Annotated in this window: 17 protein-coding genes; 9 read left to right on the top strand and 8 right to left on the bottom strand. The window is 48.2% G+C overall.

Annotated features, from left to right (window positions below):
• Positions 1-25: 25 nt before the first annotated feature.
• From V1467_RS03505 to V1467_RS03490, 4 genes are read left to right on the top strand one after another with little or no spacing between them, the layout of a single operon-like run.
• Positions 26-1,186 carry an efflux RND transporter periplasmic adaptor subunit gene (locus tag V1467_RS03505; protein ID WP_416307419.1) on the top strand — a complete coding sequence of 387 codons (1,161 nt, stop codon included), beginning with the start codon at positions 26-28 and terminating at the stop codon, positions 1,184-1,186.
• 12 nt (positions 1,187-1,198) lie between these two features.
• Positions 1,199-4,330, top strand: a complete 3,132-nt coding sequence (locus V1467_RS03500; protein ID WP_416307418.1) for an efflux RND transporter permease subunit — start codon at positions 1,199-1,201, stop codon at positions 4,328-4,330.
• Complete coding sequence (locus V1467_RS03495) at positions 4,327-5,742, top strand: efflux transporter outer membrane subunit (protein ID WP_416307417.1); 1,416 nt, start codon at positions 4,327-4,329, stop codon at positions 5,740-5,742. The genes V1467_RS03500 and V1467_RS03495 overlap by 4 nt, the downstream gene beginning before the upstream one ends.
• 41 nt (positions 5,743-5,783) lie before the next feature.
• Complete coding sequence (locus V1467_RS03490) at positions 5,784-6,401, top strand: TetR/AcrR family transcriptional regulator (RefSeq protein ID WP_416307416.1); 618 nt, start codon at positions 5,784-5,786, stop codon at positions 6,399-6,401.
• A gap of 127 nt (positions 6,402-6,528) precedes the next feature.
• On the opposite strand, the gene V1467_RS03485 is transcribed toward V1467_RS03490, so the two are convergent.
• Positions 6,529-8,145, bottom strand: coding sequence for an RNA polymerase sigma factor (locus V1467_RS03485; protein ID WP_416307415.1), 1,617 nt, complete (start codon positions 8,143-8,145; stop codon positions 6,529-6,531).
• Between the two features lie 211 nt (positions 8,146-8,356).
• Between V1467_RS03485 and V1467_RS03480 the strand changes: the two genes are divergently transcribed.
• From V1467_RS03480 to V1467_RS03470, 3 genes are all read left to right on the top strand, one after another.
• Positions 8,357-8,959, top strand: coding sequence for a CIA30 family protein (locus V1467_RS03480; RefSeq protein ID WP_416307414.1), 603 nt, complete (start codon positions 8,357-8,359; stop codon positions 8,957-8,959).
• 66 nt (positions 8,960-9,025) lie between these two features.
• The gene (locus V1467_RS03475) at positions 9,026-10,273 is read left to right on the top strand and encodes an acyltransferase family protein (RefSeq protein ID WP_416307413.1); all 1,248 of its coding nucleotides are present in this window, start codon (positions 9,026-9,028) and stop codon (positions 10,271-10,273) included.
• Positions 10,274-10,452: 179 nt separating this feature from the next.
• Positions 10,453-11,352, top strand: a complete 900-nt coding sequence (locus tag V1467_RS03470) for an EamA family transporter (protein WP_416307412.1) — start codon at positions 10,453-10,455, stop codon at positions 11,350-11,352.
• Positions 11,353-11,464: 112 nt separating this feature from the next.
• Here V1467_RS03470 and V1467_RS03465 read toward each other — a convergent pair whose 3' ends face one another.
• Positions 11,465-11,809 (bottom strand): hypothetical protein, encoded by a 345-nt coding sequence (locus V1467_RS03465; RefSeq protein ID WP_416307411.1) that lies wholly within the window; start codon positions 11,807-11,809, stop codon positions 11,465-11,467.
• A gap of 242 nt (positions 11,810-12,051) precedes the next feature.
• On the opposite strand from V1467_RS03465, the gene V1467_RS03460 reads away from it, so the two are divergent.
• Positions 12,052-13,500 (top strand): PLP-dependent aminotransferase family protein, encoded by a 1,449-nt coding sequence (locus V1467_RS03460; protein WP_416307410.1) that lies wholly within the window; start codon positions 12,052-12,054, stop codon positions 13,498-13,500.
• Positions 13,501-13,597: 97 nt separating this feature from the next.
• Here V1467_RS03460 and V1467_RS03455 read toward each other — a convergent pair whose 3' ends face one another.
• A complete protein-coding gene (locus tag V1467_RS03455) occupies positions 13,598-14,146 on the bottom strand; it encodes a type 1 glutamine amidotransferase domain-containing protein (protein ID WP_416307409.1) in 549 nt (182 codons plus the stop codon).
• Between the two features lie 574 nt (positions 14,147-14,720).
• On the opposite strand from V1467_RS03455, the gene V1467_RS03450 reads away from it, so the two are divergent.
• On the top strand, positions 14,721-15,596 hold the full coding sequence (locus V1467_RS03450; protein ID WP_416307408.1) for a hypothetical protein: 876 nt from the start codon (positions 14,721-14,723) through the stop codon (positions 15,594-15,596).
• Positions 15,597-15,671: 75 nt separating this feature from the next.
• On the opposite strand, the gene V1467_RS03445 is transcribed toward V1467_RS03450, so the two are convergent.
• From V1467_RS03445 to V1467_RS03425, 5 genes are all read right to left on the bottom strand, one after another.
• Positions 15,672-17,354, bottom strand: coding sequence for an acyl-CoA dehydrogenase family protein (locus tag V1467_RS03445; RefSeq protein ID WP_416307407.1), 1,683 nt, complete (start codon positions 17,352-17,354; stop codon positions 15,672-15,674).
• Between the two features lie 162 nt (positions 17,355-17,516).
• Complete coding sequence (locus V1467_RS03440; protein ID WP_416307406.1) at positions 17,517-20,234, bottom strand: TonB-dependent receptor; 2,718 nt, start codon at positions 20,232-20,234, stop codon at positions 17,517-17,519.
• 434 nt (positions 20,235-20,668) lie between these two features.
• Entirely contained in the window at positions 20,669-21,508 is an 840-nt protein-coding gene (locus tag V1467_RS03435; RefSeq protein WP_416307405.1) for a fumarylacetoacetate hydrolase family protein, read from the bottom strand.
• A 3-nt stretch (positions 21,509-21,511) separates the two neighbouring features.
• A complete protein-coding gene (locus V1467_RS03430; RefSeq protein ID WP_416307404.1) occupies positions 21,512-22,834 on the bottom strand; it encodes a GntP family permease in 1,323 nt (440 codons plus the stop codon).
• Positions 22,834-24,552 (bottom strand): IlvD/Edd family dehydratase, encoded by a 1,719-nt coding sequence (locus tag V1467_RS03425; protein WP_416307403.1) that lies wholly within the window; start codon positions 24,550-24,552, stop codon positions 22,834-22,836. The genes V1467_RS03430 and V1467_RS03425 overlap by 1 nt, the downstream gene beginning before the upstream one ends.
• Between the last annotated feature and the right edge of the window lie 8 nt (positions 24,553-24,560).

Genomic DNA, 24,560 nt, shown 5'->3' with positions numbered 1-24,560 from the left:
TTCATTCTAAACGGAGAGTATTCACATGCAGCGTTCCCGCACCTTATTTTTTGCCCTTTCAGCCCTGGCGGGCTCTGTTGCTTTGGCCGGTTGTGGCCAGGAACAACAAAATGCAGCGCCGGCGGCGCAAGCCGTGCCTGTCGGCGTGGTAACATTAAAAAGTCAGACCGTTACCCTGACCAAAGAATTACCCGGACGTATCGCCGCGTCACAAATTGCCGAGATCCGCCCTCAGGTCAGCGGTATTGTGCAATCGCGTCTGTTTACCGAAGGAACGGAGGTGACAGCCGGCCAGCCGCTATATCAGATTGAACCGGCCACCTTTGAAGCTAATTTAGCCAGCGCAAAAGCGGCTGTTGCACGGGCACAGGCAAGCATTGCCAGCAACAAAGCCAAAACCGCACGCTATACCGAATTATTGAAAATCAAGGCGGTCAGCCAGCAAGATTTTGATGAAGCGGATGCCACTTACAAGCAAGCCGAGGCGGATTTATTAACGGCGCAGGCACAATTGAAAACCGCACAAATCAATCTGGACTACAGCAAAGTGTCGGCCCCCATCAGCGGACAGATCAGCAAATCGGCAGTAACAGTCGGTGCATTGGTCAGTGCCAATCAAACAAACGCATTAGCCACTGTGACCCAACTGGATCCCGTCTATGTGGATCTGACCCAGTCCAGCGCCGAACTGCTTGAGTTAAAGCGAGCCTTGGCCTCAGGTGCGATAAATAGTAACGCTTCCGATCAGGCACAAGTGAAGTTAAAACTGGAAGACGGTTCTACCTATAGCCATACCGGTACATTGCAATTCTCGGAAGTGACAGTCGATCCCGGTACTGGATCTGTCACCTTGCGGGCGCAATTTGATAATCCTGAAAAACTGTTATTGCCCGGCATGTATGTACGCGCCGTGATTGTTGAAGGAGTGAAAGCTGAAGCAATCCTGGCCCCGCAAAATGGTATCAGCCGCAACAGTAAGGGTGAGGCTACCGCTATGGTGGTTAATAAACAGGGCAAAGTGGAAGCCAGAGTATTACAGGCTGACCGCACTATAGGTTCGAACTGGCTGATTGAAAAAGGCTTGGCCGCAGGCGATCAGGTGATTGTTGAAGGTCTGCAGAAAGTTCGTCCGGGAGCATCCGTTCAGGCCCGTCCTGCGAGTTCCTCTAGCGCTAACACCCAATAACGGAGATTACTGATGTCACGATTTTTTATCGATAGACCGATTTTTGCCTGGGTACTGGCCATCGTTGTAATGCTGGCCGGTGTGCTGGCAATCAGAGGGCTACCTATCGCGCAGTACCCGTCTATTGCACCGCCAGCAATCAGTGTTAGTGCTAACTATCCCGGAGCTTCTGCGCGGACACTGGAAGATACCGTAACCCAGGTAATAGAACAAAAAATGAAAGGACTGGATGGCCTGATGTATATGTCATCCACCTCTGAATCTAACGGTTCGATGAACCTGACACTCACCTTCACTGCCGATACCAATCCGGATATTGCTCAGGTGCAGGTTCAGAATAAACTGGCACTGGCCACGCCGCTGTTGCCACAAGAAGTACAACGTCAGGGCGTTTCGGTGGCCAAATCGGCGCGCAACTTCCTGTTGGTGGCCGGTTTTGTATCCGAAGACGGTAGCATGTCGAATATCGATATCGGTGATTACGTTGCTTCCAACGTGCAGGACATCATCTCGCGGGTTAATGGCGTCGGTGAAGTCCAGCTGTTTGGCTCGCAATACGCAATGCGTATCTGGCTGGATCCGGCCAAGCTGCAGAGCTACAAACTCACGCCTGCCGATATCAGTGCCGCCATCAGTGCCCAGAATGCCCAGGTATCAGCCGGACAGTTAGGCGGTATGCCAGCGGTTGAGGGTCAGCGCCTTAATGCCACTGTCACCGCGCAAAGCCGTCTGCAAACGCCTGAACAATTTCGCCAAATTCTGGTTAAGACCAACAGCAACGGCTCCGTTGTGCGTTTAGGCGATGTGGCCAAAGTTGAATTAGGCGGTGAAAACTACGGCGTAGTCGCCCGGTTTAACGGCAAGCCAGCCTCGGGTTTAGGGGTTAAACTGGCCAGTGGTGCCAATGCACTGGATACCGCTGAAGGCGTTAAAAAAGCCCTGGCAGATCTGGAGCCTTTCTTCCCAGCCGGATTAAAATCGGTGGTTCCCTATGACACCACGCCTTTTGTAAAATTGTCGATCGAAAAAGTAGTCAGTACCCTGATTGAAGCTGTCGGACTGGTTTTTCTGGTCATGTATCTGTTTTTGCAAAACTTCCGCGCCACACTCATTCCTACCATCGCGGTTCCCGTGGTGTTATTAGGCACCTTTGCCATCTTGTCGGCCTTTGGCTATTCGATCAATACCTTGACGATGTTTGCCATGGTATTGGCAATTGGCCTGCTGGTGGATGATGCAATTGTTGTGGTAGAAAACGTCGAACGGGTTATGACCGAAGAGAAATTGTCGCCCATCGAAGCAACCCGTAAATCAATGGATGAAATTAAAGGCGCACTGGTCGGGATCGCCATGGTGCTGTCTGCGGTATTCGTGCCAATGGCCTTTTTCGGTGGCTCCACCGGGGTTATTTATCGCCAGTTCTCGATTACGCTGGTATCGGCCATGAGTTTATCGGTACTGGTGGCGTTGATCCTGACACCGGCCCTATGTGCCACCTTGTTGAAACCCAGCCATGTACATACTAATGGCTCATTGATTGGTAAATTCTTCTCCGGATTTAACCGTGGTTTCGATCGCACCAATAAAGGCACGCAAAGTTTTGCCAGCCGCATGATCAAACAAAGCAAACGCTATTTGCTATGTTATACACTGATATTTGGTGGCATGGTTTATATTTTTAGTCAGCTTCCTTCTGCCTTTTTACCTGATGAAGATCAAGGCATCCTGTTTAATCAGGTGGTGTTACCTGCCGGCTCAACTACCGAACAAACCTTGCAAGTGGTGGAGAAAATGGAAAACCATTTCCTCAACGACCAGTCCGAGGCAGTTAGGGCTATTTTTACCGTCACCGGCTTCAGTTTTGGCGGTTCAGGCCAGAATGCGGCAATAGGCTTTGTGAATTTAAAACACTGGGATGAGCGTCAACGTGATGATTTGTCGGTCAGTGCTGTGGCAGGCAAGGCAATGGGCTTTTTCTCCGGTATAAAAGAAGCACTGGTTTTTGCTTTTGCGCCACCGGCAGTGGTTGAATTAGGCACTGCTAACGGTTTTGCCATGTACCTGCAAGATAGAGCAGGTGTTGGCCATAACCAATTATTGCAAGCACGTAACCAGCTGTTAGGTATGGCGGCCCAAAGCCCAATCCTGGCAGGAGTACGCCCCAACGGGCAGGAAGATATGCCGGAGTTGTCACTGGATATTGACTTGGCCAAAGCTGAAGCTTTTGGCGTCAGTCAGAGCAATATTAACAGCACCTTATCCACGGCATGGGGAAGCAGTTACGTTAATGACTTTATTGACCGCGGACGGGTGAAGAAAGTCTTTCTGCAAGGTTCCGCTTCCAGTCGTATGGTGCCCGAAGATCTGGGCAAATGGTATGTCCGTAATGCCGAGGGAGAGATGGTTGCCTTCTCTGCTTTTGCCACCTCACACTGGGAATATGGTTCGCCGCGACTGGAACGTTATAACGGCTTTTCATCGATGGAAATCCAGGGTGCGGCTGCGCCTGGATACAGCACAGGACAGGCAATGGATGAAATGGAAAGGCTGGTAAAACAGCTGCCTGCCGGTATCGCCTTTGAGTGGACAGGTATCTCGTACGAAGAACGCCTGAGCGGTGGGCAAGCGCCATTACTTTACGCGTTGTCGTTGCTAGTGGTATTTCTGTGTCTGGCTGCACTTTACGAGAGCTGGTCGGTACCGGCATCGGTTATGATGATTGTACCTTTAGGGGTATTCGGAGCAACGATGGCGGCATGGCTTGCCGGTTTATCTAACGATATTTATTTGCAAGTCGGTTTACTGACTACCATCGGATTAGCCTCCAAAAATGCCATACTAATTGTAGAGTTTGCCATCCACCGGATGGAACAGGGACTGGATTTAGTCGAGGCTGCTATTGAGGCCGTGCGTTTGCGGTTACGCCCTATATTGATGACGTCGATGGCCTTTATCTGTGGTGTTTTGCCCCTGGCGCTGGCTTCCAGTGCCGGTTCAGGTGCGCAGAATGCACTGGGTATTGCCGTCATTGGCGGCACCTTGGCCTCGTCTATCCTGGCAATATTGTTTGTACCGCTGTTTTTTGTACTGGTGCGCCGTATATTCCCGGGCAAACATAAAGTCGCAGAGGAGAATGCAGAATGAGATTCGGTTCAATAACTCTGGGGTGTTTGACCGCACTGATGTTAAATGGGTGCCAACTGGCACCCGAGCAACAGGCCATCACCTTACCGGTACCCGGCAATTATGATATTGCCACCAACAACACTGCAGGCAACGCTGCTGAATTGCCCTGGCTGCAGTTTTTTGATAATCGCAAGCTACAGCAGTTAATTCAGCAAAGCCTGGATAACAATAAAGATCTGCAAATCGCTGCACTGAATGTGCAGCGGGTGCGAGCCTTATACCAGATTGAAGATTCAGCACTGTATCCGGCGCTGGAGTTGAATGCCTCCGGCAACAGACAACGGCTGCCCGGTGATTTAACTGCCAGCGGTACTGCCCAAATCAGTCAGCAATACAGTGCCACAGTGGGTATCACCTCCTATGAGCTGGATCTGTGGGGTAAAGTACGCAATCAGTCACAAGTGGCGTTGCAGCAACTTTATTCTACTGAGCAAGCACAGCGCAGCAGCCAGATCAGTCTGGTAGCAGAGTTGGCCAACGCCTGGTTAACCTATGCGGCCGATCAGCAATTGCTAGAGCTAGCGAAAGAGACGCTGAATAGTCGGCAACAAAGTTTAACTTTGACCGAAAAAAGTTATGAGTTGGGTGCTGCATCGGCGTTAACACTGCATCAGCTGCAAGGCACTGTGGCTACCGCCAAAGTCGATATAGCAAAGTATCAACGAGTATTGCAGCGGGATAAAAATGCGCTGGATTTATTAGCGGGCAGTCCAGTCTCCAGCGAGTTGCTACCCGATCAGCCCTTAAACAAACTGCTCGACTTGCCTGAATTACCTGCCGGTTTGCCATCCGATTTATTGCAGCAGCGCCCAGATATTAAAGCAGCAGAACACGACCTGTTGGGCGCTAATGCCAATATCGGCATTGCTAAAGCCGCTTTTTTCCCTAGCATCAGTTTAACCGCTAATGCCGGCACGGCTTCGGCAGAATTGGATAACCTGTTTAAAGGTGGCTCGGGAACCTGGAGCTTTATTCCATCTATCAACATGCCTATTTTTAATATGGGTCGAACACAGGCCAATCTGGAAGTGGCCGAAACACAGCAGCAGGTCGCGCTGGCAACTTATCAGCAAAAAATTCAGCAGGCTTTCCGCGAGGTTTCTGACAGCCTGGCTGATCGACAAGGTTATGCGGCGCAATTGACAGCACAACGGGAGTTAGCTGACAGTCAGCAGCAGAGTTTTTATTTGTCTGACCAGCGTTTTAAACAAGGTGCAGACAGTTATCTGCAAGTACTGGATGCACAGCGCAACTGGTATGCAGCCGAACAACAACTTATCAGTGGACAGCAAGCTTTACTTGCCAGCCAGATTAGTTTGTATAAAGTGCTTGGCGGCGGTTGGCAAAGCGCGCCCGTTGCCATTAAATAGAGCTTTATCACCGGGCTTTTTGCCCGGTACTGGAATATCTAATGACAGATAAAAATAGCAAGCGACATACCGACCCGGAATTGGCCAAAGCGCGCCGGCAACAAATACTGACAGCAGCCGCTGACTGCTTTCGGCGCAAAGGCTATCACGGTGCCGGTATGGCCGAGATTTCCAAAACGGCGGGCATGAGTGCCGGTCATATTTACAATTACTTTGCCAGCAAAGAAGCCATCATCGAGGCTATTATCCAGCATGATATGGAGGAAATGTTCTCCAAGTTTCAACAGTTCGAAGATCATCCCGGCGATTTGCTTACAGTGATGCTCGATGGTGCAGATGAGGGTGTCGATCGCCATATGGATGCGGAGCAAGGCGCGCTGGAACTGGAAATGCTGGCAGAAGCCGCGCGTAATCAAAAAGTGGCTTTTCTGTTACAGGAGTCCGATACCCAGGCCAGGGCAAGAATGCGCCGCTTGCTTACCGGTGAACGCAGCCTGGTTAAAGATGTTACCGACAAGGAACTGGATGCCCGGATCAATGTGATGTTTGCCATGGTGGGCGGATTGTTATTACGCCGATTTTTATATCCGGAGCTGCAAAAAGATACGGTTTTATTGGCACTAAGACCGGCACTGAAAACCCTGCTGTCGCCTTTCTAGTTAGCAACTGCCAACTCATCTTGAGCGTTATCAACGCCGCTGACCAGTTCCCATAGCGCTGTCCTTTAGCTATGCATCGTGCCGCCCAGACGGGCGGCAATGCTCTTAATTTCCTTCGGATAAGATGCTAGCGCACAACCTGTTTCATCCGTTGCCTCACTTTACGGGAATGCCAAACAGCAGGCACGATAACCAGTATCGCGATCGCGGCCAGTAGCCATTGGTAGCTCAGATCCAGCATGGTTAGGTTAATGATCTGCGCTGCCTGCTCATTGTTGATTTGGGTGGCATAGGCAAACGGCCCGATGGCTGCATCAGAAGCTATCGAAAACCCGCCACTGAAGGCACTTTCCCAGCCAAAAGCAGAAAGGGACGCATAGGCTTTGTAGGCAATCGCCGAGGCACCAAAACCGATAATGCCAATGGCTACGGTGCCAAGACCCACAACGCCAAAACCGACAGCGCCAATACTGATGATGCCAACGGAGACAATCCCCACACTAATGGGCGCAATGGCAACGCCGCCCCAGGCAAACAATAATCCTCGTGCACTACTACCCCCGGCAATCCAGCCAAAAGCAGGTTTATCAGTCACTTCTGGCATACCAAACTGAAAATGAATTAACGGTACACCCCAAAGCTGTAACGCGCTTTTGTATTCGCGCTGCTTTGAGTTTGGTTGGTCGGCTTGATCGAGAAAAGCCTGTGGCTGAAATAACCGCTCTTGCGCTCTAAGTGTGCGCATGGCGGTAAACATGCAAGAGACTAGCATTAAATAACTGGTCACAAACAACAATACCAGCACCAATGAAGCGGCAGTATAAAATCCGGCATAGTTGCTATAACTGAATGCGAGATATTTGAAGGTAAAACTGCCTGCCACATAAACGGCTGCAAAGGACATAAACCACACCAGACTCTTGATAGCAAGCTTGCGTTCCCGTTGGGTACGGGATTGGTCGAGACTGGCACGAAAGCCAAAGAAAGCACTGATCAGCCCAGAGCAGGACGCCAGAAAGGTCAACACACTTGCCGATTTGAACAAGCTACCCGCTTTCGCCGCTCCTCCTCCCAATACTGCGGCTTTTGCAGGAGCGGGAATACTACTGATAATGGCCAAAACACCGGCAGTAAATGCCACGCCGGGCTTGCTGCTGGTTAAAGTACCTTCCACCACATTAGCCATGGCTCTTTTGAGTAACTTGCGGCCACGGGACAAACGCTGTTTGACAGTATCTTCAGACAATTCCAGCGCCGCAGCCACCCGTTCAACCGACTGTTCCTCACGATAGAATAAGACCAGCGGTTCCCGGTAGGTATCCTCCATGCCATCCAGCACTTTCCAAAGCAATGTCTGTTGTTGTTGCTGAATAGCCTGCTCATCCATTCCTGCATTTTGTGCCGCGACAATATTGTGGTCTTCGACTTCCTCAGCATCCTTAACCGGCTGATGATGTTCTTTGCGACGATGATGACTGGCCTTAAAACGTAATATTCCACACAACCAGGACTTCAGTTTTTCCGGGTCGCGCAGAGTATCGAGTTTTTTCCATGCATCAACAAAGGTCTCCTGTGCAATGTCTTCGCTATGCTTGACGTCGCCGACCGCGGAGTACGCCAGGGAACAAAGTAAATTCTGATAACGCCTGACAATTTCGCAAAACGCATCGCGGTCTCCCCCCAGTGAACACATCACCAGAGTTGCATCGTTCGAATCAGTTATCAGGCTTCGCTTTCTAAACATAGGTATCAGTCTCAATTTATCGTTCTATTCCACTATGTGCCGAACTCGCGGTAAAAGGTGACAATTTTTTATGTAAATTAATCACACTTTTTAGTTTTGCAAAAAATCTTAATTTCTTTGTCACCTTTATTCTTCATTAAGGCACTTACTCAACAACGCTGCAATGCGGCAATAAAACTTTAATACCGAAAAACTTTCAATTGGAGACAATATGATGAAAACCTTTAATAAAACCGCGATTCAACTGGCCAGAGCTTGTGCCTTAACCTCTTTGCTGGCTATTTCAAATGGCGTTTGGAGCGCGTCTTTACCTCAACTAGTTGATGACTTTAGCAAGCCAAAAGTTAACAGCTTAGGCATAGAACGACAATTTATGAGTGACACAGTGGCCGGCGGTAAAACCCAGCTCGATTCAGACGTATCAGCAGGCATGCTAAATATAAAAGGTAACATTGTACCGCCGCGAGGACAGCCGGGATGGGCCAGTTCAGTATTACCCCTTGGCGCGATGGGTGTGCCTGAAGATGCCAGTGAATTCACCGGTATTCGACTGCTGGTTAAAATCAACAGTGGCAATATGTCGATTTCGGCCAACAGTACCGAGATCAGCAATTTTGATTTTCATAGCGCGCCTGTTGTGGTGCCAGCAGATAACCAGTTTCATGAAGTAAAAATACCTTTTACTGCCATGCAACGTGGCTGGTCAGAACAAACTCCTCTCAATTCAGCAACACTCAATAGCCTCAGTATCGTTGCTTATGCCATGCAAAATGCGCCCTTCGATTTTGTCATTGATGAAGTCGGTTTTTACTAGGCCTTTGTATGCGGGCTTTGTTCGCAAAGCCCTTTGTTTGAAAAATCAATAAAGTGAAATAGCGCCATGAGTAATTCCTTACCAAGTAATAGCAGGCTCGACTATCTTGATGCGGTTCGAGGCATAGCCTTAATATTAGGCATTTTTTTCCACGCCAGCTTATCCTTTATGCCGATGTATATCGGCTGGGCGGTGATGGATATCTCCACCAGTGAGTTAATCCCGGATTTTGTCATCATCAGTCACTCATTCCGAATGGAACTGTTCTTTTTGATTGCCGGTTTCTTTGCCCATATGAAGTTCCACCAACAAGGTTTACCCGCTTTTCTCGCTTCACGGTTAGTCCGAATTGGAATTCCCTTTATATTAGGCTGGTTTTTACTCCGTCCAATGCTGGTATCTGGCTGGATAATGGGCGCCGAAAGTATGCGGGGTGAGGCAGACATTGGCTCAGCACTCTCACAAGGTTTACGCGTATTAACCGATATCCCGAAAGACTTATTGGTGGGTACCCACTTATGGTTTTTATATTATCTGTTAGTGATTTCGGTCAGTGTTATTGTGATCCGTCGTGTGGTCGTAAGTTACCAACCGCTACAACCTGTCTTGGCGCCATTGTCTGACAGTATCATTGCATGGCTGTGCCAATCCCGTCTGGCGATATTGGCGGTTGCCATTCCCACCGCAGGTTGTCTATGGTTTATGGACCATTGGGGCATGGATACACCGGACAAGTCGCTAATTCCGGCTATACCTGTAGTATTGATATACGCAGGTTTTTTTCTATTTGGCTGGCTACTTCAGCGCCAATCAGAGCTGTTACAACACTTTGCGCGCCTGAGCTGGTTCAAATTCGCCTTATGTATCATGGCCAGTATTGCCAGCGTTGTATTGTCCAAATTCGAGGGGCAATTTAGTCACCCTCAATATCATCTGATTAAGGCCGCTTTTTTGCTCAATTACGCCATTATGATGTGGGCGCTCATTGCGCTTAGCCTAGGCCTGTGCAAGCGTGTTTTTACCCGTTCCAGCAATTTTATTCGCTTCATTGCAGACTCATCCTATTGGCTTTATCTAATCCACCTGCCGATAGTGATCTGGTTACAAGTTGCTGTCGCCGAGTTACCCCTTCACTGGACAGTTAAATGGATAGGCATCTGTGGCATCACTCTGGCTTTATCCATCCTGCTTTATGATCTGTTTGTGCGCTCTACTGTTATCGGTGCGTTATTAAATGGCAAACGCCAACCCCGATATTTGTTTAAGCGTGATGATACTCAACAGGTTATAAAAAGTTCTGCCCCAGGCACCTGAATGCCCTCGACTCTGGATACCACAAGCTGATCAACCGGTATTTTGTCATCTAAGTCAGCTTTCGGTGCGTTTCAGGTTCACATCTGTACCCCTAATATTGGCGGTTTGTGTATATTATTTATGCTCACCGCTATTGCTAACGTCAGCTTCTGGATATCAGCAATCAGAGGTGCAACAACATGAATTTCAGGGACTCCAGCATAGGCTTTGTGCTGATGGCGCTGTGGGGATTTAACTTTTCAGTGATCAAACTCGGTGTATCAGAGGTGCATCCTTTGTTATTGGTGGCGATGCGTTTTTTCTTTGCGGTGTTTCCGATGATATTTTTTATCCGCAAACCGGCAGTACCAAGCCGTTACTTGTTTCTGTATGGACTGTCATTTGGCACCGGGGTGTGGGGACTGGTGACCTGGTCAATTGAGTTGGGACTATCCGCCGGGGTCGCGAGTCTGGTGCTGGAAACAAGCTTTATCTTCAGCATTCTGGTCGGATGGCTGGCCTTAAAGGAGAAGATTGCCCAGTCAACCTGGATTGGTGTCGCACTCGCCACGCTCGGCCTGGGCATTTTAACTTTTGCTCAGGATGGAATGGTGTCTTTTGCAGGGGTGATACTGGCCCTATCCGGGGCATTTTTCTGGGCCATTACCGGCCTGATTGTCAAAAAAGCCAAGCCCAAAACAGTATTTTCATTTAGCGTGTGGGGCATGCTTTGGATCCCCGTCCCGCTGGTTGTATTGACTCTACTCACCAGTGGTATCGAGCCAATCACGGCTTTACCGCAACAGATGAATACCAACGCCTGGTTTTCGGTGCTTTTTCAGGCCTACCCCACTACCCTGTTCGGCTACTGGGTATGGAATTATCTGGTGGTTAAGTACCCGTTAAGCATTGTTTCGCCGCTGGTGTTGCTGGTGCCGGTATTTAGCTTATTGGGAAGTCATATATTCCACGCTGAAATCATCGACAGCGTCAAGATACTTGCCTGCCTGTTAATCTCTGTCGGAGTGGTCGCGCCGCAGATTACTCTTATGCTGCAGTCGCTAAGACAAAATGTGACTTCTCCATTCAGAAAGTCGTGATGAGGTATGCCAGTCGCCTCCTAGAGTCTGGTTTACAGTAGGAGGCGATGGTAGAGACAAAGATTCCCTTGATAGATCGAACAAGGGGCAAAATGTCAAAAAGCCTTAACCCTTAATGAACCTGATACAGTGCTTTGAGAAATTTCTTGGCGGTATCGCGTGGCAAGCACGCTCTCAACGGGTCGCGATTAAAGTCATCCTGTTGGGCCTCAATAATGTCGGATGACCAGGAGTGAGAACCGAAGGTGACATCAACACCGCAATGGATTCGACCGCCCTGGCTATCGGTAATCCTTAAGGTCACCTGATCGGCCTTTATGGCCAAATTGCCGAACGGATACCCGGGTTGGGTATAGCGTTTTTGTAACTGTAATTCTGTTTGATCAATTCCAGCTTCCGCGCCTGGGGCCGGGTTTATCTCTGCAAACGTCAATAACGCCGTGATTAAAATAATCATTTTATTCTCCTTATTAATGGAGCTTGTATGATTAAAAAAACAACGCAAAGACTGAATATACAGACACCAAGTTTGTGATAGATACAGCCAGGATTGTTTGGCTTTATCAAACCGGTTTTTATCACAATTATAAAAACTTTAATTAAATCTGTACCCTATAACTGCAACACATCTGTACACTAAATGCTGACGCTTTTTTCGGTAGGCTAACTTAGCCATCAATTCAGTATTGAAATCATCAGATGAAATATAAATATCAAAAACTTGTTGGTCAGCTAGTTAAACAGATTGAACAGGGCACTTATGCGCCTGGCCAAAAACTGCCTGGCATTCGCAAGTTGAGTAATGTTTCTGATACCAGTATTTCAACCGTCATTACGGCTTATCAAACGCTTGAACAAATGGGCTATGTTGAAGCCAAACCTCGTTCAGGGTATGTGGTTAAAAACAAAAAGCAGCTTCCTGCGACCGACAAATTGTCCTTTAAAGGCATTTCAGCTCCAACCCTGGTCAAAACTCAGGAGGTGGCGTTAGAACTGGCCGGGCGCGCATCAGTTGACGGGATTGTGAAATTTGGAGAAGCCATTCCCGCCTCCCAGTACTTTCCATTTCACGATATTCAAAGAGCGATAAAACGCGTAGCCAAAACCTATGGGCAAAGCGCCATCAAGTATGAAAAAACGCTCGGCAGTGAACAGTTGCGCACCATTATCTCCAGACGAATGGCCGATCACGGTACCTTTGTGTCACCGGATGACATACTGATCACTAACGGCACACAAGAAGCTGTGATGTTGTCCTTACGTCTGGTGACCTCTCCCGGCGATGTGATTGCAGTTGAATCACCGACATTTTACGGGCTATTGCAAATCATTTACTCGCTGGGTTTAAAAGTGATCGAAATTCCGACCTACCCCAAAACCGGTATGTGTCTGAAATCATTAAAACATGCACTGCAAAAATGGAAGGTCAAAGCCTGTTTATGTATTCCCAATTTTAGTAATCCGTCCGGTACATTGATGCCAGATATCCAGAAAATGGAGTTGATCTCATTGCTGCAATCTCACCAGGTTCCCCTGATTGAAGATGACAATTATGGTGATCTTACCTTTAGTGAGCGCCGGCCGTCCTCCTGCTTGGGTTTGTCCAACGGCAGCGATATTTTTTATTGCGGTGGTTTTTCTAAAACGATTTCGCCTGATTTAAGGATTGGCTGGGTCACCAATCCGCTCTATACCAAGCAGCTCGCCTACCATAAGTTTGTGACTAACTTATCCACTTCAGCCTTTCCGCAACTGGTGATCGCCGACGTGCTGTCCAATGGCCACTACGATAGACATTTACGCCGCATTCGCTCTGAGTATAAAGACTGTCTGGAAAAGATGCTGCATGCGGTTGAAAGGTACTTCCCTGACAACACCAGGATCGTCAAACCTGATGGCGGCTTTATGGTTTGGGCTGAATTGCCGGTTCAAATCGATACCATGCAATTACTGGCAGACGTGATCAAAAACGGCATCAGCATCGCGCCTGGCGTAGCGTTTTCGGCCAGTGGAAAATACACTAATTTCATCCGGCTTTCCTACGCCTGTAACTGGAACTCTGCAACAGAGCGGGCACTGGAATATATAGGTAATGCCGCCAAAAACCTGTTAATCGAGCCTGCCCGGGCCTTTGGCAACAACAATTAACTTGTGTTCGGGATGATTAACCCCAGCTCGGGATAATTAGTCCCGCATTGCGGCATTACCAGTTACGCCCGCAAAAACATTGTTAACTCACCAGATCCTAATGCAGATAACGGGCGATGGTATTGATAAACACCGGTAGATCATCCGGTTTTCTACTGGTGATGATCCGCCCGTCTGTGACCACCTCTTCATCGATCCATCTTGCGCCAGCATTGCTCAGGTCTGTTTTAATGCTGGGATAGGATGTCATTGTGACATTATTGACCAGCTTCGATTCAACCAGTAACCAGGGGCCATGACAAATCGCTGCAATAGGCGCCTCGCCAGTTTCTGAATAAAATTGTTTAATAAAATTGACCGCTGCGGGAGTATTGCGCAACTTGTCCGGATTGAATAATCCGCCAGGCAGTACCAGTGCGTCATAGTCCGACGGTTGTGCTTCATCAAGCACTTTGTCGACTTTTACCGGTTCTCCCCAGTCAGTTTCGTTCCACCCCCTGATTTCGCCGGATTGAAGTGAAACAATGTCGACTTGTGCGCCCATTTCAGCCAGTTGTTTCATCGGTTCAAATAATTCGCTTTGCTCAAATCCGTCGGTGGCTAAAATGGCTAGTGTTTTACCTTGTAAATTCAGGCTATTCATCATTTTCCTCCTAAGGTGCGAGGCCCGGGGTATTTACCGTCGAGCCGCTAGATTCAGTTAGGCCATTAGTCGCTTATTTATGTCTAACTCACATTAGTGTGGTGCAAAGCCTATGCCAGCCACCAGAGCTATCCGCACCCCCTGTTAATCGCCGCCTGAATGTCAATATTCCAGTCTTTAAATCAGTACCCTTTGCGAAATTTTGTAGATTTGCCAACACTATTCGGCAATTTTTACTGAGTAGGCACAAAAACAAGGATGTGGGGATTGCAACTATACTGGGCATAAAACCCTAGAGCCTGTTGATCTTTGCGGTATACTTTTGCAACGAATCGTGCGGCATTTATACAATGAAGCACGATTGTGGTGTAGTTGCTCTACATGAATGAGTGCTGAAGCCGCAGAAATGCCGCACAAACGTTGCCCAAAGGGTTCGTCCTAAACGCTTTATACTCTTTGTTGCTTATTTTTGACTTAATCCATTAGGCCTGCAAATAAGCGCCGCGATTAAAAAGCGTTTAGTTAGAACAAAATTTATACCGCAAAGATCAACAGGCTCTAGTCACAAGGTTCAAATATGAATGTAAAAATAGAGGATACCCAGGCTGAACCCTCGACATCGCCGCTGGGCGAGATCAATAAAATTTTTCATCAGGGCTACGCCACCAACAAACAGCAATTCAAGCAAAAGATTACCAACGGCGATATTTTGCTGATTGTCAGGATGGACAGCCGCCTCATCAGTTTATGCGCCAATGAAGTCAGCGAATATATAATCAACGATACCCGCTATCAAAAACTCAAGGCCGTCACCCACACGACGCTTGCGGCCTATTACACGCTGTTGCAGCAACCTGTCGAAGACGCCATCCCGTTAATCCGCAACTGGCTGACAGAGATTGCAGATGACAATAGCGAGCCCATCTTTACCGACGTTGTCGATACAACCAGACAGTTTCTGCTGAATATCGAACAATCCGGCGCCATTATGCATACCGAACTGATGACCTACACCAAAAAACTGGAACCCATTTATGCCCGATTGCTTATGCAAAGCGCCGAGGATGAAGTCGCCCGGCTGGTGGAACAGTTGCAAATCATTAACCAACGATACAAAAAACCGCCGTCAGATATATTTTTTGTGGTTTTTGGCGGCCATCAATCCCGCTATCGTGAGCTGGCAAAGCTGGTTTTCACCAAATGGTACGCGGACACCGATGATCACATCCTGGATGCTGATCACCACATCAAATACAGTGAAGGAGGAAAAACACTGGATGATGCCGTCGATCTCGTTGCCACCGCAATGGCCGACAGGGAACTGGCACAGACGTTTTTGGGTAATAGCCAGGGACTCAATCAGGACGTGTTGGGCATCGTGGCCAAAAAAGCCATTGAGCGTTTCTGGCAGCGCCATAGCCATCTTGACGCTAGTTCAGGCAAAAATAACTGAAAGCCCGACGCCGCTAGGTGCAAAAAGAGCGTTATCGAGAAGCGTGGCTTATCCGGAGCTGGGGTTAAATAAAGGTTATCCCGCCAGCCCCTTCATTACGCGCTCAACTATAGCGCTGGCGTCGATGGATTTATCCAGCGTGCCATACTGGTGGTATTGCTTGTCGGACAATCTGGCGCTAACAAACGCCTCTGCAATCCACTGTTCTCCGTAAACTTGCAACGTCGCCGCCTGCCACAACAACGCCAGTTGCTCCATCAGTTGACGTGCACGTATCTCAATATCCTGTTGCTCAGCCAGTTCGGCCAGCAGGCTATCCAGTTTACGATCAAACAACGGCAATTTACCGCGCGCTTGCTCCAGCTCATTAATCAAAGCCTTTAAGGTATCGGGCTCTTTATTCAGTACCCGTAACAAATCCAGACATTGCACATTACCCGAACCTTCCCAAATGGCATTAACCGGGGCTTCACGGTACAGGCGACAGACTATATTTTCCTCCACATAACCCACTCCACCCAAACATTCCATTGCTTCATAAGTGTGCTGGACCGCCCGTTTACAGATCCAGTACTTACCGATTGCGGTGGCACTTCTAATCAACGCTGCCTGATGCGGATCGTCACTATGATCGAGTGCATAAGCAATACGCAAACTGATCGCCAGCGCAGCTTCGGCTTCCAGGGCCAAATCGGCCAGCACATTGATCATTAAAGGCTGCTGATGCAAGTTTTTACCAAATACATTGCGCCCCGAAGTATGCCAGATAGCTTCTTTGGCTGCTTGCGCCATCAGTGCACTGGAGCCCAGCATGCAATCGTAGCGTGTCAGTGCCACCATCTGGATAATAGTATTAATTCCGCGTCCTTCTTCGCCTAGCAACCAGCCATGCGCACCCCGAAATTCAATCTCCGAACTGGCGTTGGATTTATTGCCCAACTTATTTTTTAAGCGTTGGATATGCATCGGGTTTTTACTGCCATCCTCGCGCCAGCGCGGCACCAGAAAACAGGATAGTTTGCTATTCGCCTGCGCCAGAACCAGAAATCCGTCACACATGGGTGCCGAGCAAAACCATTTATGGCCGACCAGGCTGTATAGCTTGCCTGCTCCCGCCTGTTCAACCGGTTCCGCCACTGTGCTATTGACACGCACATCAGAACCACCCTGTTTTTCGGTCATGGCCATTCCTATCGTCAGGCCTTTTTTTTCAAACCAGGGTTTATTCGCGCCGTCATAATGCCGGGCAACAACTTTTGGTAACCAGCGCTCGGCAACATCGGGCTGCACAGAAATAGCCGGAACACTGGCAAACGTCATGGTTAACGGACATCCCGAACCGGGATCGGCATGATTGTGTAAAAAGGCCAGCGCCCCTCGCACCACATGCGCTCCTTTGCGTTTGTCTGTCCAGGGTAAACTGCAATGCCCCTGTTCAATAGCGTGTTCCATCAACTGATGGTAAGCCGGATGATAATCCACCTGATCGATACGATTGCCAAAGCGATCATGGGACTGAAACTCAGGCAAATGTTTATTGGCCAAAAACCCGGCTAATTGCAAATGATGGCCAATACCCTGGCCGAATTCGCTCAGTGCCGCATCACCCCAGCTTCCACCAAACTGGTTAACCCAGTAGCGTAATACCGCATCGCCGTTATAGGCATTGTATTGCTCCAGCGGAGCTGGCTGGTTAAACACCTGATGGGTTTCTGCGGATGTCCGGATTGGATGTTGTGAAGCTTTGCTAGCTGACATTAGCGCACCTTAAATCTACTGATAGTTATAAAAGTTGGCTTTGTGATAGTAGCAAAATTTGACGGTTTGGCACCTATAAGCAGAATGGCCTTTCAGACATAAAAAAGGCCGGCTGAATGGCTCAGACCGGCCCCAGAGGACAACTCTTTTTATATGAACCGGTTAGAACTTGGCCGAGATCCCGGCAAAGACACGACGTCCATAGTTGTAATCGGACAATAGCACCCTGGTACCACTTTCCGACTGGGCAAAAGATTGCTGATTTTCATCGGTCAGATTCAGCACCTGTAAACTCAGTGAAATGTTCTGATTCAGGTTATAGCTGAAGTTGGCATCCCACTGGCCGTAGGCGTCGGTATAACGGTCAATATCACGCGACAATCCGGCAAAATACTCACTGCGATAGGTATAAGACAAACGCGCCAGCAGGCCGTCTTTTTCATAATAACCGCTAAGGTTATAGGTATCTTCGGAGTTGTTCGGTAATACCGCGTCTTCCTCGTCCATTTCGGCGTCCTGATAGGTATAGTTGGCCTGGGCGCCAAAACCGTTGCCGAAATCATGTTGCAGATTAACTTCTATGCCCTGATTAACCCCGCCTTCACCGTTAATCGGCGTGCGTAATTCCATTTGTTCAATGTGGTAACCCACTCCTTCTTCATCCAGCACATTGGTGGAATCGTCATCCGGCAGCAACACATTGGCCAAGACCATATCTTCGGTCACATAGGATTTAATATTCTTATAGAAATAGGCAAACGAAAGAATGGATGCATCGGTGAAATAGTATTCTACCGAAAGATCATATTGATCGGCTTTGGTCGGATCGAGTTCAGGGTTACCCTGAATACCGCCAGTGCGCGAGTATATTTTGCGGTGTGCCAACAAGTCATAGTCCGGACGCGCGATAACGCTGGCGGCAGCAAAACGCAGTATTACGTCATCTTGCAAGGTATAAGAGATGTTCAAACTCGGCAGCACATCGGTGTAATCACGATCGGTGGTTACCGGTGATTGCGCGTCTGCCAGTTGGTCGCCCGGGAACCAGCCATCCGGTTTAAGGATGTCAAAACCAATACTCTTTTGTTTGGTTTGCGCCACCCGCACCCCGACATTACCGCGCCATTTACCGGAATCGAAATTAGCCTGCACATAAGCACTGGTCACTTTTTCGTTGAGTCTGAGGGCATAAGATGGGTGCCAGTAACTGCGCAACAATCCCACTTCATCAAAAGCGCTATCCAGTTTGCCAAAGTCAAAGTCGTACAGGTAAGGTTGTACTCCGCCGCCCATAAAGTCATTAACCGGATCCATAGCCCAGCCGCCGAGATCCAGCGCCTGTACCCCAAACCCCGGATACAAACTCTCAAGATAGGCAGAACCACTGTATTCCTCGTTATACGAGAACCACGGATAATGTTCATTTAGTTGCACCAGAGAGGTTTTGTCGTGGTCGCTGTAGCGCACACCAAAATCAATCGAGTTAAACGCGCCATATTCCACCGGCACGTTTATATCGGTCTGGAAATAGGTTTCTTTCTCGTCATTCACATAGTTTTTGTCAGCGATATACACACCGACATAATCTTCCGGTTGGGTCTGATCCGACAGGGTGAAATCAATCTGGTTATTGCTTAAATCAAACGTTGCATCGGATTGTGCTTCAAAATCCAGTGCCCGTATCGAGATTTGTCCATCGGCTTTGGTAACACCGGCCTGGGCTTTTAGGGTAAATTTATCCGCGCTCCACTCCAGTTTCAGATCGTGAACCCGTGTTTTATAGGCACCGGCTTCGCGGGTGGTGGTGTAACGGGATTCCAGATAGTTACCGTAATGATGCCATCTGGCATCACTTTGCAAGTCGGCATCGTTAGACGCCAAATTACCTGAGATCAACACATCATCTTGCAAGGTACCGGTTAAATCGGCAAAGCTGTTTTCCCCTACCCAAACACCGTTAGCAAATGACGTGTTTTCTTTGTCGGCTTTGGAATACAAATTATGGAATGTCAGTACCATGTTATCGGCCAGCGCATACTGCAAGGTGCCGGATAGCGTATTCAGATCTTTTTCAGCATTAAAACGGGACGCATTTAAATTACGTGGGGTGTAATAGGTCATCTCGTCATTAGCGGCAATATGATTAAAACCGCCCGCACTCAAACCGTCGCGCTGGGTGGTTGTTTCTTTTAGCACTGCACCAATGTTAAAACCAAACTTGCTGTCAGCATCTTTCCAGCTGTAAAAACCCGACAAGGTTGGACTATGTTCTCCGGTAGTTTCCTGATAGACATCTTTTAACGAAAACGCCATGGTATTGGCTTCGGAATCAAAAGGGTTACGGGTTCTGACAATCACCGTTCCGCCCAGAGAACCTTCAACCACCCTGGCTTCTGCCGATTTGTGTACTTCCAGTGTATCAATCAGCTCGGTGGGTAAAAGAGAATAGTTAAAACCACGCGACGCGCTCACGATGGAACTGCTAGCGGTAGCCGAAGCCACATTCTGGCCATTTAGCAGAGTCAGGTTCAGATGCGGCGCTGTGCCGCGGATACTAACCCTGTCACTTTCACCTTCCGACTTTTGTACCTGCACACCGGCAACGCGCTGCAAGGCATCGGCAACGGTTTGATCAGGGAATTTACCAATATCTTCAGCAGAAACCGCATCAACAATAACATCTGAGAAGCGCTTGATGTTGAGGCTCTTTTGCATGGAACCGCGAAAGCCCTTCACCTCAATACGTTCAGTGCCCTCTTCTTTTTTGTCTTTTTTATCATCCTGCTGATCTGCGGCAGCAACATTGAAGGCTGCGCTCCCACCAATCAATAGCGCCAGATTTACTGCAACTGCTACTTTTTTCTTGCTAAAGCTAAACATTGCCATCCCTTTTAAGAATAATTAATTACAAATATAAGGTTATTTTTGTAATTTTTTATCTTTTTATGATAATAATGTCAACCGCTTTGTAAAATTTGTGTAAAAATCCGGGCGTGGAATATAGGTCAGAGAGTGCCGATTTCATCAACGATGCATGGCTGACGGAATTTCTATTGTGAATAGAAATGAACGAAAATCACCTTAGACAATTCATCAGAGTCTGGTGTTTTTTGCTTGAGTTTGCCACGGCAGGAAAAACCGGTAACCCAACTCGTTTTTTTTACACAACAAGGGCTTTAAATAACAAACAAACCCGTCGGGCCATGTTTCATTGCTACGCCCAAACACCAATAAACCGGCTTAAGCCGGTTTATTGAATTGCTTTTCATTGCACTAACGAAGCTGAGCTTTGTATAAGGTTTTTTACTCGATTATCAAGCCGCCACTGGATTGAGTAGAGTACCGATTCCGTCAATACTAATCCGTACATCATCCCCGGGTAATAAGCTAAATTCACCAGGAGGGACAATGCCAGTACCCGTCATTAACAATGCCCCATGGGGGAAACTGCATTCACGGTACAAAAACTCAACTAACTGGGTAAACTGGCGCTTAATTTGACTGATAGCAATGGATTCCTGAAAAATAGGATGCTGCTCGCGCTCAATGGACAAGTGAATTTGTGTCTCCATTGCGAGCTCATTCTCTAGCACCAAAATACAGGGGCCTAACGCCGCACATCCATCGTAGGTTTTCGCTTGTGGTAAATACAGCGGATTTTCCCCCTCAATAGAGCGGGAGCTCACATCATTACCAATGCTGTAGCCAATAATTTTTCCGCTGGCAGAAATCACCAACACCAGTTCCGGCTCCGGGACATCCCAGGTTGAATCTGCTCGCACCCGAATAGGTTCACCGCTAGCTGAAATACGGTTAGCGGTGGCTTTAAAAAACAATTCAGGGCGCTCAGCCTCGTACACACGCTCATAAAAGTCACCACCGCCGGCTTCATTGGCTTCTTCCTGACGCCCCTGTTTACTGCGTAAATAGGTTACACCACTGGCCCACAACTCCTGACTTTGCACCGGTGCTTGCAATTGAGTATTAATCAGCGTGTCGGCGTTTGTCATGGGGTGTAGCGATTGACTCAAGCTAAGCAGATCTTGGTACAGATTGTCATTATTAATTAGCGTGTCCCAGTTTTTCTGCGGCAGGGTGTAATATTGCCCGTCAAGTTCCAATAGATTTGCCGAAGCCGTTTTGTATAGTTTCATTGTTTAAAATACCAAGTCGATAATGAACAAAAAGAGCACAGCACTGGAGCCCAGTATCAAGGTTCCTAGACTGTGCAAGCGATATCCCTGCTTTACATCCATGCCTGACATTTGCGTTACCACCCAAAAAAAGCTGTCATTGGCATGTGAAATAACCGCCGACCCAGCGCCAATGGCAATCACTAACATGGCTTTTTGTAGTTCAGATGAAAATCCCAGGGTTTCTGCCAACGGCAGCATAATTGACGCGGTAGTGATCAGCGCGACGGTTGAGGAACCTTGCGCGCTTTTTATCGCAGCGGCGAGTAAAAAGGGTAAAAATATCCCTAGATTGACATCACTGAGCAGATCACCTAATAACTGGGCGATCCCGGAATTTTGTAGCATTTTGCCAAAAATGCCCCCTGCGCCGGTAATTAAGATGATCGATGCCGAACTGGACAAGGCCTTACCTATCCAACCTTCCGTTGACAGCATCTCGGTATGCAGTTTTTGGGGGAGGAGCAGTGACAAAAATACCCCAACCAGCAACGCAATAAAGGGCTCGCCAACAAACATCACAATATCAACAACCATCCCCTGCCACTGCAAGGCATTCAATAACGACCGGCTGAGTATCAATACAATGGGCACAATCACCGGCAAACTGGCCAATCCGACCCCGGGCGCACTTTGTTGTAGTTTGAGCAGTTGCTGTTCGTCCATATCAGGATTAGGGTCAATCCAGATTTTGGCGGCGCTTTTAACTGCAAACACCAGCGTGACGCCCAGCGCTAACAAACTAACCGGAATACCCAACATCAATACCAAACCCAAATCTGCACCTAATATTCCCGCTGCAGCAATCGGCCCTGGAGTCGGTGGTACCATAGTATGTGACGCGGTGAGCCCCATCGCTAAAGCAACCGCCGTACCCGCCAGTGACAGTCCTGCTTTTTTAGATAAACTCTTGTTTAGTGGTTGCAGTAGCAAAAAACCGCTGTCGGCAAAGACTGGAATGGAAACAAAATACCCCATCAATCCCATTGATTGAGGTACTTGATGGCGCCCTACCTTTTTTAAAACCCACTCGGCAATAGCATAGGCGGCCCCGGTATTTTCCATAAAGGCCCCTATAATCACCCCGAGGACAATCAATAATCCAATACCACCAAGGGTTTTACCAAAGCCTTCATTAACTGATTGAATTATTTGTTGTGTGGGTATTCCCGCTAAAAAACCATAGGCTAAAGCGACTAATAATAGAGCAACAAAAGGATGTAACTTACAGCGCACCGTTAACAGCACAATGGCCACAACACTTAATATCAACCATAGGATCAACATCAGTGTAAGTCCCTGTCTACCTGACTACCTGACTTACCAACCAACACACCTAAATCAGCCCCTTTGTCAGCTTGTTCAACGTTATCAATATAAATTTTGACATAACCCCGTTCAGCTAATGGCTCCGGCGGTTGCCACGCTTGCCGACGTTGCGCCAGTTCCGCATCAGCCACTAACAACTGCAACCGGCGCGCAGGCACATCTAATTCAATAAGATCACCGTTTTGCACTAAAGCCAAGGTTCCTCCAATTGTCGATTCTGGAGATACATGCAGCACTACTGTGCCATAGGCGGTGCCGCTCATTCGCCCGTCGGAGATCCGCACCATGTCTTTTACCCCTTTCAAGATCAGCTTTTCCGGTAGATCAACGTTGCCAACTTCCGGCATGCCTGGATAGCCTTTAGGGCCAACGCCTTTGAGCACAATCACACAGTTTTCATCAATATCCAGATCGGGATCATCGATACGCGCGTGATAATCTTCCATACTTTCAAACACCACAGCCCGGCCGGTATGTTGCATTAACCTTTTGCTGGCGGCTGACGGCTTGATTACCGCACCGTTTTCACACAGATTACCAGTCAGCACTGCAATACCGGCGTTTTCCTGAAAGGGTCGATCATAGGTGGCGATGACATCACGGTTATAACATGGCGCTTTAGCATAATTATCCGCAAAGGTTTTGCCGTTTACTGTTAGCACATCCTGATGTAACACCTTGGCCATTTCTTTGAGCACCACTGAAATACCACCGGCATAAAAATAATCTTCCATTAGATATTTTCCTGAGGGCATCAAATTAAGCAGCAATGGAATGTGGCTAGCGAGCTCATCAAAATCGCTTAAATGTAATGGCACGCCAATGCGGCCAGCAATGGCCTGCAAATGTATAATTAAATTGGTAGAACCACCCACTGCAGCATTGACCTTAATGGCATTTTCAAAAGCCTTGCGAGTTAGAATTTTGGATAGGGTCAAATCTTCATTCACCATTTCCACTATTCGGCGCCCTGCAAGCTGAGTCATGACTTTTTTGCGTGAATCCACAGCGGGAATAGATGACACACCGGGCAAGGTTAATCCAAGGGCTTCAGCCATAGTGGCCATGGTTGAAGCAGTTCCCATGGTGTTGCAATGCCCGGCACTGCGCGCGGCGCCAATTTCAGCCTCAAGCAAATCTTCGTCACTAAACGTGGCGGTTTTTTGACCTTCTTTGATGGTCCAGTTAAAACTGCCAGAACCGATTTCCCCACCGCGAAACTTACCATTGAGCATTGGTCCACCGGGTACCAAAATAGTCGGGATATCCACACTGCACGCTCCCATAATGCAAGACGGTGTCGTTTTGTCACAACCAGTTAGCAACACCACGCCATCTAACGGATTCGCCCGAATCGATTCTTCCACATCCATACTGGCCAAATTACGGAACAACATGGTGGTTGGACGCATAATGGTTTCACCCAATGACATCACTGGAAATTCCAATGGAAAACCACCGGCCTCAAGGACTCCTTTTTTGACAAACTCTGCGAATTCTCGCAGGTGCCCGTTACAGGGCGTTAGCTCCGACCAGGTATTACAGATACCGATAACCGGTCTACCGCGAAACATATCATCGGGGTATCCTTGATTACGCATCCAGGAACGATGTACGAATCCCATTTTGTCTTTGCCACCAAACCACTCCTGACTGCGCAGCTTTTTCTTGGTCATTGTGCGTT

The sequence above is a fragment of the Neptunicella plasticusilytica genome (assembly GCF_047922965.1).
GTDB classification, from domain to species: domain Bacteria; phylum Pseudomonadota; class Gammaproteobacteria; order Enterobacterales; family Alteromonadaceae; genus Neptunicella; species Neptunicella plasticusilytica.
This window is presented reverse-complemented; position numbering and strand designations above follow the sequence as displayed.

Bases quoted from the DNA above. Each gene is read 5' to 3' on its own strand.
- V1467_RS03460 (WP_416307410.1), top strand. From the start codon at position 12,052: ATGAAATATAAATATCAAAAACTTGTTGGTCAGCTAGTTAAACAGATT.
- V1467_RS03435 (WP_416307405.1), bottom strand. From the start codon at position 21,508: ATGAAACTATACAAAACGGCTTCGGCAAATCTATTGGAACTTGACGGG.
- V1467_RS03490 (WP_416307416.1), top strand. From the start codon at position 5,784: ATGACAGATAAAAATAGCAAGCGACATACCGACCCGGAATTGGCCAAA.
- V1467_RS03465 (WP_416307411.1), bottom strand. From the start codon at position 11,809: ATGATTATTTTAATCACGGCGTTATTGACGTTTGCAGAGATAAACCCG.
- V1467_RS03470 (WP_416307412.1), top strand. From the start codon at position 10,453: ATGAATTTCAGGGACTCCAGCATAGGCTTTGTGCTGATGGCGCTGTGG.
- V1467_RS03430 (WP_416307404.1), bottom strand. From the start codon at position 22,834: ATGTTGATCCTATGGTTGATATTAAGTGTTGTGGCCATTGTGCTGTTA.
- V1467_RS03455 (WP_416307409.1), bottom strand. From the start codon at position 14,146: ATGATGAATAGCCTGAATTTACAAGGTAAAACACTAGCCATTTTAGCC.
- V1467_RS03480 (WP_416307414.1), top strand. From the start codon at position 8,357: ATGATGAAAACCTTTAATAAAACCGCGATTCAACTGGCCAGAGCTTGT.
- V1467_RS03450 (WP_416307408.1), top strand. From the start codon at position 14,721: ATGAATGTAAAAATAGAGGATACCCAGGCTGAACCCTCGACATCGCCG.
- V1467_RS03440 (WP_416307406.1), bottom strand. From the start codon at position 20,234: ATGTTTAGCTTTAGCAAGAAAAAAGTAGCAGTTGCAGTAAATCTGGCG.
- V1467_RS03495 (WP_416307417.1), top strand. From the start codon at position 4,327: ATGAGATTCGGTTCAATAACTCTGGGGTGTTTGACCGCACTGATGTTA.
- V1467_RS03500 (WP_416307418.1), top strand. From the start codon at position 1,199: ATGTCACGATTTTTTATCGATAGACCGATTTTTGCCTGGGTACTGGCC.
- V1467_RS03445 (WP_416307407.1), bottom strand. From the start codon at position 17,354: ATGTCAGCTAGCAAAGCTTCACAACATCCAATCCGGACATCCGCAGAA.
- V1467_RS03505 (WP_416307419.1), top strand. From the start codon at position 26: ATGCAGCGTTCCCGCACCTTATTTTTTGCCCTTTCAGCCCTGGCGGGC.
- V1467_RS03485 (WP_416307415.1), bottom strand. From the start codon at position 8,145: ATGTTTAGAAAGCGAAGCCTGATAACTGATTCGAACGATGCAACTCTG.
- V1467_RS03475 (WP_416307413.1), top strand. From the start codon at position 9,026: ATGAGTAATTCCTTACCAAGTAATAGCAGGCTCGACTATCTTGATGCG.
- V1467_RS03425 (WP_416307403.1), bottom strand. From the start codon at position 24,552: ATGACCAAGAAAAAGCTGCGCAGTCAGGAGTGGTTTGGTGGCAAAGAC.